Source organism: Thalassotalea sp. G20_0 (assembly GCF_017744175.1).
GTDB lineage: Bacteria > Pseudomonadota > Gammaproteobacteria > Pseudomonadales > Endozoicomonadaceae > Endozoicomonas.
This window is the reverse complement of the sequence record NZ_JAGHQV010000003.1, coordinates 186133-198331: the sequence shown is the minus strand read 5'-3', so window position 1 is coordinate 198331 and position 12199 is coordinate 186133. Positions and strand designations below refer to the sequence as shown.

The following is a 12199-nucleotide window of genomic DNA, read 5'->3' as shown; positions in this document are numbered from 1 at the left end:
ACGGATCTTAGGGTAGACATTAAGCGCCTACTCCTCTCTTCGGCAAGTTAAAGATGGAACCACGAATAACAGGATATAGCCTCAAGCAGCAATATATCGTCGAATAACGGAACCGTGATTTTCATTTTCCACAAGGTTTCGGTGCAATGCCCGGATCGCCTTCTCATAGCCCGATTCAGCAACAATACACTGCATTTCAACCTGTCGTATGGTCTGATGCATTGCCATACCGATTTTCTCTACTGTATGCGCCATTGTTCTGTTGATCAGATAAGTTGAATGTTTTGCCCGGAGCAGACAAATTCTGGCCGGGGTGGGGGGTACCACAAATGGCCCCCCGCCCGGTTGTCAATATGGTGGTCGACAAAGAAAAAGTTGCACCCCCGAGAAGGCGTGAAATTGCTGCTTCAGGGACGTGAAGTAATGCATCTGCAAACGTGGTTAAATCAACTGTCCTGCAAAAGGGGGTAAACCCCGTTTTTATCGTGTACTTCCTGACCGCTCAGTGCCGGGTTGAAAACACAGGCCAGTTTCAGTTCGCTATGGGCTCTCAGCAAGTGCTCATCGTTTTTATCCAGAATATAGATGGTGCCTGGTTTGATGGAGTGAACCCTGCCATCAGCCAGTGTTTCAACTTCACCTTCACCACTGATGCAGTAGACAGACTCCAGATGATTCTGATACCAGATGTGAGTCTCGGTATTGGCATAAATAGTGGTAATGTGAAAAGAGAAGCCCATGTTGTCATTTTTTAACAGCAGGCGCGTGCTTTCCCAATGACCGTCAGGGGAAACGACACGACGCTCTGATTGTTCTGCGTCTTCAAGGGTACGTACAATCATTATTATTTTCTCAGCTGGCTACACGGAACAGGTTGTTGAGTTGATTGCTCTCATTAAGAGGTTGGGTATCCGGGATACAAACGTCAGCAAAGGCATTTTCAATAATATCAAGGCCTGCTTTCAGGTTCTGGTCACTGATAATCAGTGGGCATAGCAGCTTGACTACCTGATCCTCAGGGCCACTGGTTTCAATAATCAGTCCATTTTCAAAACAGCTGCGGGTGATTTTTCCCGCCAGCTCCCCGTTACTGCAGTCAATCCCCTGGAACATACCACGTCCACGGATGCTCAGGGTTTCAGCGTTATGGATTTCTGCAATGTCTTTCAGACGGTTAGATATATAGAGTGATTTCTTTTTGATGTCTTCGGAAAAGCCATTGTCTGACCAGTAGTGGTCGATGGCGGCCCTGGCGGTAACAAAGGCCAGGTTATTGCCACGGAATGTACCGTTGTGTTCACCCGGTTTCCATTGATCCAGGTCTGGACGGAACAATGTAACGGCAAATGGCAGGCCATAACCACTGAGGGATTTCGACAGTGTAACAATGTCTGGTTTTATGCCGGCTTCTTCAAAGCTGAAGAAAGTACCTGTTCTGCCACAACCTGCCTGAATGTCATCAACAATCAGAAGTATGTCGTATTTTTTGCAGACCGCTTCCAGATTTTTCAGCCATTCAAAGCTTGCCGCGTTAATGCCGCCTTCGCCCTGAACGGTTTCAACAATAACCGCTGCCGGGAGGTCAACACCACTGCTGGCATCTCCCAGCACTTTATCCAGGTACTCTGTGGTATCAATATTGCCATTCAGGTAGCCGTCATAGGGTAGCCGGCTGACGCCGTTCAGACTGATCCCGGCACCACTGCGGTGATGGCTGTTGCCGGTGGCAGCCAGAGCGCCAAGGCTGACACCGTGAAATCCATTGGTAAAGGCAATGACGTCGGTTCTGCCGGTAACTTTCCGCGCCAGTTTCAGGGCTGCTTCAACAGCATTGGTCCCGGTGGGGCCGGTAAACTGTACGACATAGTCCAGATCTCTTGGTTTGAGGATTTTTTCTCTGAACGTCGTCAGAAAAGCCTCTTTGGCTTTTGTATGCATATCCAGACCATGGGTGATGCCATCCTCCCGAATATATTCCAGCAGCGCTTCTTTGAATACTGCATGATTGTGCCCGTAATTGAGCGTGCCTGCTCCAGCCAGGAAATCAAGATATTTGTTACCATTTTCGTCATACAGGAACTCGCCCTGCGCCCGGTGAAATGTCTGGGGAAAAGAGCGTGCATAGCACTGCACGCCGGATTCCAGTTCGTCAAAAATACTCATTTATTCGGTTACCTCTACAGGGTGGTGATGTTCATTGCTGGCCCGGACCGCTGCTGACTCTGAGACTTCCATTCTGGCCAGATAGAGAACTTCATCTTCATGGCCACTGTCGAGATGAACTCCGGCTTTAAAATGCTCAATGGTTTCAACGGTCATTCCATGGTTTTTGAAAAAGGTCTGGAATAGTTTTTGTGACGCCCGGTTACCGGGTGCAATGGTGGTTTTCAGGCACTGAAGTTGTGGGTAACGGGTAAACAGTCTGCTTAGCATCTGCAGGGCAATGCCTCTGCCACGATATTGTGGGTGCAAGGCCACCTGCCAGATAAAAAGCGTATCGGTGCTGTCAGGAGACAGGTAACCAGAGATAAACCCGATAACCTCTCCGTTGTCTGCCTCTGCAATAATCGAGGTCCCGGCAAAATCCGTACATTGCAATAGATTGCAATACAAAGAGTTTTTATCCAGTGGTGGACACTGGCTGACCAGCCTGTGGACAGACATACCGTCTTCTTTTTCTGGTTTTCGGTAAACAATATTCATCGCTTTATGATATTTTAGTAAAGCTAAAATTTAGTATTTCTATATATTTTACACCATTTAAAACCAAAAAAATCAATAAAAGATTAAAATAAGTCATATGACTTACACCGCATAAAGTTTGATGAGCAATGTATTTTTTATTGAAATCCAGAGAGAAGCCGTGAATAGTAAGGCATTTGTTAGAGAAAATGAGAACTGTACCGAATGGCAAGAAGTCAGGATGCGCTGGTAATTTTGCGTCAGATCATCAGATCAACAGATATGCAGGACAAGGAAATCAGTCGATGTACTAACCTCACCCTTCCCCAGTTAATGGTGTTGCAGACTCTCAGACAGTCTCATCAGATCACAACCGGAGAGCTGGCGAAGTCCATTGGTATTACCCAGGCGACAGTAACCAGTATTCTTGATCGCCTGGAAAAAAAGGCACTGGTTGCCCGGGAGCGTGGAGCCGATGATAAGCGCAAGGTTTGGATCAGCCTGACCACCGCCGGGCTCAACCTGCTGAAAGGTGCCCCCACCCCGCAACAGGATCTTTTTACACGACGATTTAACGATATGCAGGACTGGGAGCAGTCCATGGTGATCTCTGCTCTTGAGCGGGTAGCCTTTATGCTGGATGCTCAACATCTCGATGCCGCGCCCATGCTTGATATCGGTCAGATTGACAGGGACGACAACAGCCCAGTGTAGCAATACCCTCAAATGACCAACCCCTTCAAGCCTCCATTGATATTGCAATCTGTTAACGTCGCAGCCTGTATTTACACTTACCAGGCTGCCTGAAATTAAGAATAAAGTTTCCTCACCAGAGTGATTTTCCTGACTGAGGAATGAAAATAACTGAGATTCTTCGTAACCATAAAATTGTGCTGGCTAAGGTATCAACATATATGGGAAGATGCGCCCTATACTTTCACAAAATCTCACAACCACAACACATAAAATCAAATAAAAACAATATGTTAAAGGTTTTGACAGAATATTTTTCACCCCCTTCCATAATCCATTAATTTATACAGATGATTTTGACAGAAATTATTTAAACAAGAGACTTATTGAGAACCTTATAACCATTCAAACCAGAGGCTCTCTCGATAATTGAATACGATAAATGGAGATGAGGTATGTCTGAAGCGTCCGCTGAAAGCCTGAAGAGAACCCCGTTATATGATCTTCATCTGGCCCGGGGAGCAAAAATGGTTCCTTTTGCCGGTTATGAAATGCCGGTGCAGTACCCATCCGGTGTCAGGAACGAGCATATCCATACCCGCAGTAAAGCCGGGCTTTTTGATGTCTCCCATATGGGGCAGCTGAAACTGTCCGGTGAAGGGGCTGACTATTTCCTGGAATCCCTGGTACCGGTTGATGTTGCAGGCCTTGCCATTGGCAGGCAGCGTTATGCCCTGCTTACCAATGAGGCTGGGGGTATCCTTGATGATCTGATGGTCACCCGTTACGACGATTGCCTCTATCTGGTGGTTAATGCTGCGTGCAAGGCGCAGGATATTCAGCATATCCGGTCCAGACTGCCGGAAGGTATCAAGCTGGACGTTCTCGATAACCGGGCACTCGTTGCTCTTCAGGGACCCATGGCCGCAGCCGTTTTGGCAAAGGTTGTTCCCGAGGTAGCTGAAATGGTCTTTATGGACTCCCGCCAGCTATCCATTGATGGGACGCCCTGTTTTATCAGTCGTTCCGGTTATACCGGAGAAGACGGCTTTGAAATTTCCATCCCGGAAAACGAGGCAGAACGCATCACCCGGCTGCTACTCGACCATCCGGAGGTTGAATTAATTGGTTTGGGAGCCAGAGACTCCCTCCGCCTGGAGTCAGGCCTCTGTCTCTACGGCCATGATATGGATGTCAATACCACCCCAATTGAAGCGAGCCTGATGTGGGCAATCAGTAAAAATCGTCGTCATGGTGGTGAGCGGGCAGGAGGCTTCCCCGGAGCCGGGAAAATTCTGCAACAGATTGATACCAGACAGGTTGCTACCAAACGCATTGGCCTTATTGGCAGTACCAGGGCCCCGGTTCGTGAAGGGGCAGAACTGATTGATGATCTCGGTCATCATATCGGGCGGGTAACCTCCGGCACCTTTGGCCCAACGATTGAAGCACCTGTTGCAATGGCTCTGATCCACGCCGATTATGCGACACTGGGCACAGAAGTGTATGCACGGGTCAGAGGTAAAAAGCTGCCAATGACCGTCAGTAAAATGCCGTTTATCGAACAGCGTTATTACCGCGGCTGATTTATTTTCTTAACTGCATTTCATAACAACTGCCGGCTCCCCCCTTTAGAGCTGGCAGTTTCCTGTTAATTCGTTACAGCGTGTTCCCACGCCAATATTCATTTTGGTATTAGAAAATTTAATGATTAATGAAAGCCGTTAATAAGCAACTTTCCCACTGCTTTAAAGTCATATATGTCCAAAACAAATATACTAGTGGACAAGTTCATGCTTCCTTTAAATACAGAAGTCAACTCAATACTTTTCCAACCCTGGCAACCAGATACTTCTTCTGGAAAGTCACAAATACCAACGGTCGCCCATCAGCCAGAATATATTGAATTGCCCGGGGTTCATTGTTATGAAGAACTGGAAACCCACGCTGCTTTTCCCGGGATAAAAACCCGTTTCCTGAATGATATTCAGGCTATGAAGCAACTGGTACACCCCTATGTTAATGATCAGTACGATACATCAATCGATATTTTTCATGACAAGCTGAAATCACCTCCTGAACATCTTAAAAACAGCCTGCTACCTCTTTATCGTGAGACACGCTTTCAGATTCGACAGTTAGTCATGCAGCTTAAGGATCAACAAAACGATCCAAATGTTGACAACCAAAATTACATTGCCTGTGTACTCCATGAGTGCCTGAACGACATTCAGGAGTGTGCTCCCGGTATTCATGGCCGCTTTACCCGGAGTTTTCTTAATCTGGAAGCCTCCCGGGGAGGGCTGGATGGGAAGCTCTTTAAGGTCAGGAGTGAGCTGTTTGATCAATTTATCCAGTCTTTCCTGCTTGAGCTACAACGGGAGGGATTGGTTAATATATCACCAAACACAGAAATCCACTGGGTTCACAGCTTTCACAACCTTTTCTGTGAGCCTCTGGGGCTCTCTCCCTTCACTGACACTCTGGCACCGAACAATCTGAGTGATGGCCTTACCCAGCGATTTCTTGCTGCTGCCCCCTTGTCAGTCAATGCCTGTACCATCCTGCGTAAACTCTCGTCCGAGTGGTCTGACCAGATCAGCACAACCCTTCAAAAACTGGGAGTGCAGGCATGGGAAACCGACGTTATTGATCCCTCTGAGCTGACTTCAGACAGAATTGGTACACTTGAAAGCACACTCTTTAAACCAGTTAACCATTTACTGAAAACTACGGGCGAACAGTCGCTTGATCTCAGGGCCCTGATCGAAGAAACAGGCAATAACAACTATTACCTTGGCCGGTACCGGGAGAAGTTACTGGCCTGGGTGGCCAGCTATTTCTCTGAGTCATCGGCCCAGGTGTTCACCGCTATTCCCGCAGGCGTCGATTCGGCATGGCATATCGGGACGATAAATCAGCTTTTCTTCTGGGTATTTAATCATTATCAGTACTTGCCAGCTGGGCAGGCGTGTACCTTAAATGCAAATAATCACACCACGCTGACATTGCCTCATTTAACGTCCATTGACTTCTCAACCTGGCCTCAAACAACCATTTATGCCCTACTTACCCAGGCAATGGAGCAAACGGATAAGGCTGAGCATATTGCCTCGTTTTTCCTGCAACACGTCACCATCGAACAGCTTGGCAAAGCACCAGCGATGGTGACCAGGGCACTTTCCAACCAACTCTGTGACAAGCTGATTAAAAACGATGACACCTTTAAAGAAAAGTTATGCCAGTGTGTAAGTGATCATTTTGCCGCTGGTACAATCACCATTGCTCCGGGCAGACTGGACTGGCTGACCGATACGCCTCTACTGAAACCGGTCTTATTGAGACTTCAACAACAGGGAATACATATTTCACCAATTACATCACGCATAGCCAGCTGGCAAATCTCTGATTTTTCACACGAGGATATAATAAAGTTACTGACACCCAATGATTGTCGGCGACTGTTTAAACAGGCATTAAAACTGAAGCAGGCAGAAACCCTGTCCAATCTTCTGTCAACCGGTCATTGTGATCAATTGACCAGGCCCTTGAACGGTGAGGACAGCCCTCTGGCGTGCTTTGCACTTTCCGGTAATTTGCCCGGATTGGAATACCTGTTGAAGTTGGGCAACCCGGAGGTTAACCAGAAAAATACCCTTGGCTACTGCCCCCTGCACATCGCTGCCAAATGCGGGCACACAGCGTTCGTCAGGACGTTACTGACCGTCAAGGGCATTGACGTCAATGTGCAGAATATCAATGGCTTTACGCCCCTCAACTGTGCTGCCCTGAAAGGCCACGCAGAGTGCATCAAGGCATTATTGACTGCCGACGGCATTGACGTCAATGCGAAGTCTGACGGTGGCTGGACGCCCCTGGCCTGTGCTGTCAAACAAGGCCACGTAGAGTGCGCCAAGGCATTATTGACTGCCGACGGCATTGACGTCAATGCGAAGTCTGACGGTGGCTGGACGCCCCTGGCCTGTGCTGTGTTAATGGGTAACGCAGAGTGCGTCAAGCTGTTACTGACCGTCAAGGGCATTGACGTCAATGTGCAAATGTCTCAAGGCTTTACCCCCCTGCATTGGGCTGCCGAAGAAGGCCACACAGAATGCGTCAAGGTATTGCTGACCGCCAACGGCATTGACGTCAATGCCAAGTCTAAAAATGGCTATACGCCCCTGATCCGTGCTGCCCAATCCGGCCATGCAGGCTGCGTCACGGAGTTATTGACCGCTGAAGGCATCGACGTCAATGTGACAGCGTCTTCAGGCCTTACGGCCCTTCACTGGGCTGCCTTAGAAGGCCACGCAAACTGCATCACGGCGTTATTGACCGCTGAAAACATGGACGTCAATGAGAAATCTTACGATGGCTGGACGCCCCTGATCTTTGCTGCCAAATCCGGTCACACAGATTGCGTCAGGGTGTTATTGGCCACCAAAGGCATTAACGTCAATGCAACAGTTAAGGGCTATACGCCCCTGCACTGGGCTGCCATAAACGGCCATACAGAGTGCATCATATTGTTATTAACCGCCAAAGGCATTGACGTCAATATGAAAACACCTGAGACGCCCCTGCACTGGGCTGCCATAAACGGCCATGCAGGGTGCATCACGGCGTTATTGACCGCCGAAGACATTGATGTCAATTTGACGTCAATCCGTGGTATTACGCCCCTGCACCGCGCTGCCCACCGTGGCCAGATAGATTGCGTCAAGGCGTTACTTAAAGCTCCCGGCATTGACATCAAAATAAAAAATGCTCGTGGCCGGACACCCCGGGACACCGCTCACAGATATGGCCACACAGAATGTGCAAGACTGCTGATTTAACTTTTTGAATCATATTTTTGTGCATGGCTGAGCAGGGCTTGTTATGAAGCAGTTTACAGCCGTAAAAAAGAAAGAGACCAGCCTGCCTAACCTTTTCCCCCGCTCCCACGCTCTGCGTGGGAATGCATACCAGAGCCTGCAGGATATAGAACAACCTGCTTCTGCCCGAAATCATGAGAATTTAATAAAAAATCAATAAAATAGGGCTTTTTCGGGGTAGAAAGTTAATATTTATTAAGAAATAATGCATAATAAACCCGAACAGAGCGCAATCAACAGCCATCAAACCTACCGGCTGCGATATGCACTGATTCAGGTAGACCATTACCGACACTCCTGACTCATTTATTCGCTGGGCAGGAAATTTGAGGTTTTTGAATCATACTTTCGTGCATGGCTGAGTTTGAGGAGCCCGGGGCTTGTTATGAAGCAGTTTACAGCCGTAAAAAAGAGAGAGACCAGCCTTCGTCACTGGTTAACATTTTTAATCCCATCACTGATGGGTCTGTTGCTATTTGTCACTCCAGTCAGTATTAATGATGAATTTACCATTCCTGTTGCCCTGCTGGCCGGCGGGTTAAAAGCGCTGCTCAAAGACCAGCTGACCACCATCATTACCATTATTGTGTGCTTTACCGGGTGCATCACCATCATTACCAAGCTGTTCCAGCCACAAGCAATAATGACGCGCCCATTTCTTAACTCTCTGTTTGATATTACCCCTCTCTGGTGCCTGGTAAGGGTTGCTGGCATGGTCTTTGTGCTTGCCAGCTTTTTCGAGTTTGGTCCGGAAGCCATCTGGTCAGGAGCCACTGGCGGCATGGTTTTAAATGACCTGATGCCGACCCTGTTTTCAGTCTTTATCTTTGCCGGACTTTTACTGCCACTGTTAATGAACTTTGGCCTGCTGGAGCTGCTGGGCACCCTGATGACACGCATAATGCGACCAGTATTTAACCTGCCCGGCCGTTCAGCTATTGACTGTATTGCCTCATGGCTGGGGGATGGCAGCGTTGGTATTCTGATGACCAGTAAGCAGTATGAAACCTCCTATTATACTCAGCGTGAAGCTGCGGTAATCGGCACCACTTTCTCTGTTGTTTCGATTACCTTCTCACTGGTGGTGATTGCCCAGGTGGGTCTGGAACACATGTTTACCCGCTTCTACCTTACCGTCTGCTTTGCCGGGCTGGTTGCCGCTTTTATCGTCCCCAAGCTGCCTCCCCTGTCCAGAAAAAAAGACGTGTTCATCTGCGGCAAAACCCGCAGTGATGATGATGAAATTATTCCTCAGGGTACCAGTGCTTTTGCCTGGGGTCTGGAGCAGGCACTGGACAGAGCCGCAAAAATCACCAATCCCATGAAGATCATTCAGGATGGTGGCAAGAACGCCATCGATATGGTGTTTGGTGTACTGCCAGTCGTAATGGGCATTGGTACCATTGCACTGATCATTGCCGAATACACCCCGATCTTCCAGTACCTGGGAATGCCTTTTCTGCCTTTGCTGGAGTGGTTGCAGATTCCTGAAGCCCAGGCGGCCTCAACCACCATGATGGTGGGCTTCACCGATATGTTCGTGCCCTCTATCCTGGCGGCATCCATTGACAATGACATGACCCGGTTTGTAATTGCGGCATTATCCCTGACTCAGCTGATTTACCTCTCTGAGGTGGGTGCCTTGCTCCTGGGAAGCAAGATTCCGGTAACCTTGTTTGAGCTATTTATTATTTTTATTCTAAGAACGCTGGTCACACTGCCCGTTATTGCCGCGATTGCCCACCTTATCTTCTGACACCGAAAAGTGGGCCTCAGACTGCTGAGGAGCCTGTCGGATCATTTAATCAGCCTGGCGACATCACGAAACTGTGGTGCGTCGGCAGATTTCATCAATTCAAACAGCGCCATTTCAACAGTTGTCAGATCAGCCCCCTGGGCTGACATTTTATCCAGAGCTACCTCTTTACTCAGTAATTTTCTTGATGAAACCCCATCAACCAGCACTTCGACCTCATAGCCTCCGGCAAGAAGATCCATCGCCGTCTGATAGACGCAGATATGGGTCTCTATGCCGGTCAACAACACCTGTCTGCCACCGGTCTGTTCAAGTGCTGACATAAAAGCAGGCTCGCCACAGGCACTGAAGGATGTTTTTCTCACCGGGCTGAAGTCCGATAACTCATCAGCCAGTTCAGGAACTGTGGCTCCCAGCTTTTCCGGAACCTGCTCCAGCCAGAGAATCGGAATATTAAGCAATCTGGCCCCTTTAACCATGGTCACAATATTCTCAAAGAGTGACTCATGTTCATGCATCATGGTCGCCAGCTTGCCCTGAACATCCACAACCACCAGCACCGTAGTATCAAGATTTAACATACCTGCTCCCCCTGCCCCTTGGATCAATATTATTATTCGAAATCCCTTCTAGATAATAACCGGAGCCAGCAGAAAACCAAAAATCACACAAAGCAGGATACAGATCACTCCGGGCACAAAGAAAGGATGATTAAACACCATCTTGCCGATGCGGGTAGAACCTGTCTCATCCATCTCGACCGCTGCAAGCAAAGTAGGGTAGGTTGGCAAAACAAACAGGGCACTGACGGCAGCAAATGATGCGATAGCGGTCACCGGGTCAACAATCATCAGGGCTGCTGGCATCAGAGCCCGGGTCGTTGCGGCCTGGGAATACAGTAACATGGACGCCAGAAACAGTGCCAGGGCAAGCAGCCAGGGATAGTGATCAAGAATATCCCCGGCGGTCTCCTGAACATTCTCAAGATGGGCTCCAACAAATGTATTTCCCAGCCAGGCAACGCCCAGAACACAGATACATGCACTCATACCGGACTTGAAAGTCTGGGCATTCAGAATGTGATTGGTATCTATATGGGTAACCAGGGTAATCAGGCACGCTGCACTGAGCATAAAGGCAAAAATGGCACTGTCTCTGGGCAAAACGGGATTTTCAATAACACCCACCTTATCGCTGACCAGCGTCGCATATACCACCACCGCCAGGATACTCAGGCCAAAAATCAGCACGGACATCCTTGCTCCGGGCTTTATTCGATTATCCACAACCTCAGCAGGTTGAATCAGGCCTTCAGAGAGCTTGTGCAGATACACTTCATCTTTGTGCAGTTCACAGCCAAGGTAATTACACACCAGCGACGTCAACATCACGGCAACAAATGTGGTAGGAATGCAAATCAGGAGCAGATCCAGATAATCAACACCAAAGGGCTGCAACATACCGCTGAATACCACCACAGCGGCGGAGACCGGAGAGGCGGTAATGGCGACCTGAGAGGCAATCACCGAAATACTCAGTGGTCGGGATGGGCGAATACCATTCTCACGGGCAACGGCGGCAATAACCGGCAATGTTGAATAAGCCGTATGGCCAGTGCCAGCCAGCAATGTCATAAAGTAAGTAATAGCCGGAGCCAGGAACGTCACATACTGCGGCCGCTTTCTGAGCAATCTGTCCGCAATATATACCAGATAATCAAGCCCGCCAGCGACCTGCATGGCTGCCACAGCACCAATGACAGACATGATGATAAGGATCACATCCACCGGAATGGTGCCAGGATTCATCCCAAGCCCCAGGGTAAGCACCACAACCCCGACAGCACCGGCAAAACCAATACCAATGCTGCCCAACCGGGCTCCCAGGAAAATAAATGCCAGAACAATGATCAGCTGTAACCAGGTCATGCCAAATCCCCTGAGAAATTAATCTTAAGTCAATGGATAGATAATTTAAGATAGCCTGAAAACGGCAAAAGACGTTTCAGCACCGGTCAGGTGGTGCTCAGAGTCAGACCCGTGACTACTATCAGGAGAGGCATTACAGCCAGGAGGCTGACCGAGAATAGCGCCCGTCCAGGCGACCCCGTAGCGAGGATGGCAGAAAATTTCTGACTTTTTAGACCAATTTACTGCCACCGCACGACTGCATGGATGCAGGAGCTAGAGCA

11 protein-coding genes are annotated in these 12199 nt (G+C 48.7%); 5 read left to right on the top strand and 6 right to left on the bottom strand.

The window, feature by feature from the left end; genetic code table 11:
* Positions 1 to 81: 81 nt before the first annotated feature.
* The 4 genes from J7438_RS02880 to ectA form a co-directional block, all read right to left on the bottom strand.
* On the bottom strand, positions 82 to 255 hold the full coding sequence (locus J7438_RS02880) for a hypothetical protein (RefSeq protein ID WP_209275380.1): 174 nt from the start codon (positions 253 to 255) through the stop codon (positions 82 to 84).
* Positions 256 to 446: 191 nt separating this feature from the next.
* A complete protein-coding gene (locus J7438_RS02875; RefSeq protein WP_209275379.1) occupies positions 447 to 842 on the bottom strand; it encodes an ectoine synthase in 396 nt (131 codons plus the stop codon).
* A gap of 10 nt (positions 843 to 852) precedes the next feature.
* The gene (ectB, locus tag J7438_RS02870) at positions 853 to 2163 is read right to left on the bottom strand and encodes a diaminobutyrate--2-oxoglutarate transaminase (RefSeq protein WP_209275378.1); all 1311 of its coding nucleotides are present in this window, start codon (positions 2161 to 2163) and stop codon (positions 853 to 855) included.
* Positions 2164 to 2703 (bottom strand): diaminobutyrate acetyltransferase, encoded by a 540-nt coding sequence (ectA, locus tag J7438_RS02865; protein ID WP_209275377.1) that lies wholly within the window; start codon positions 2701 to 2703, stop codon positions 2164 to 2166.
* 204 nt (positions 2704 to 2907) lie between these two features.
* Between ectA and J7438_RS02860 the strand changes: the two genes are divergently transcribed.
* From J7438_RS02860 to J7438_RS02840, 5 genes are all read left to right on the top strand, one after another.
* Entirely contained in the window at positions 2908 to 3396 is a 489-nt protein-coding gene (locus J7438_RS02860; protein WP_209202396.1) for a MarR family winged helix-turn-helix transcriptional regulator, read from the top strand.
* Between the two features lie 434 nt (positions 3397 to 3830).
* A complete protein-coding gene (gene gcvT, locus J7438_RS02855) occupies positions 3831 to 4961 on the top strand; it encodes a glycine cleavage system aminomethyltransferase GcvT (RefSeq protein WP_209202398.1) in 1131 nt (376 codons plus the stop codon).
* 207 nt (positions 4962 to 5168) lie between these two features.
* A complete protein-coding gene (locus J7438_RS02850; RefSeq protein ID WP_209275376.1) occupies positions 5169 to 8213 on the top strand; it encodes an ankyrin repeat domain-containing protein in 3045 nt (1014 codons plus the stop codon).
* Positions 8214 to 8256: 43 nt separating this feature from the next.
* The gene (locus tag J7438_RS02845; protein ID WP_209202402.1) at positions 8257 to 8412 is read left to right on the top strand and encodes a hypothetical protein; all 156 of its coding nucleotides are present in this window, start codon (positions 8257 to 8259) and stop codon (positions 8410 to 8412) included.
* 225 nt (positions 8413 to 8637) lie between these two features.
* The gene (locus J7438_RS02840; protein WP_209275375.1) at positions 8638 to 10008 is read left to right on the top strand and encodes a YjiH family protein; all 1371 of its coding nucleotides are present in this window, start codon (positions 8638 to 8640) and stop codon (positions 10006 to 10008) included.
* A 41-nt stretch (positions 10009 to 10049) separates the two neighbouring features.
* On the opposite strand, the gene J7438_RS02835 is transcribed toward J7438_RS02840, so the two are convergent.
* Complete coding sequence (locus tag J7438_RS02835) at positions 10050 to 10589, bottom strand: hydrolase (protein WP_209275374.1); 540 nt, start codon at positions 10587 to 10589, stop codon at positions 10050 to 10052.
* Positions 10590 to 10637: 48 nt separating this feature from the next.
* Positions 10638 to 11936 carry an anaerobic C4-dicarboxylate transporter gene (locus J7438_RS02830; protein ID WP_209275373.1) on the bottom strand — a complete coding sequence of 433 codons (1299 nt, stop codon included), beginning with the start codon at positions 11934 to 11936 and terminating at the stop codon, positions 10638 to 10640.
* Positions 11937 to 12199 lie beyond the last annotated feature (263 nt).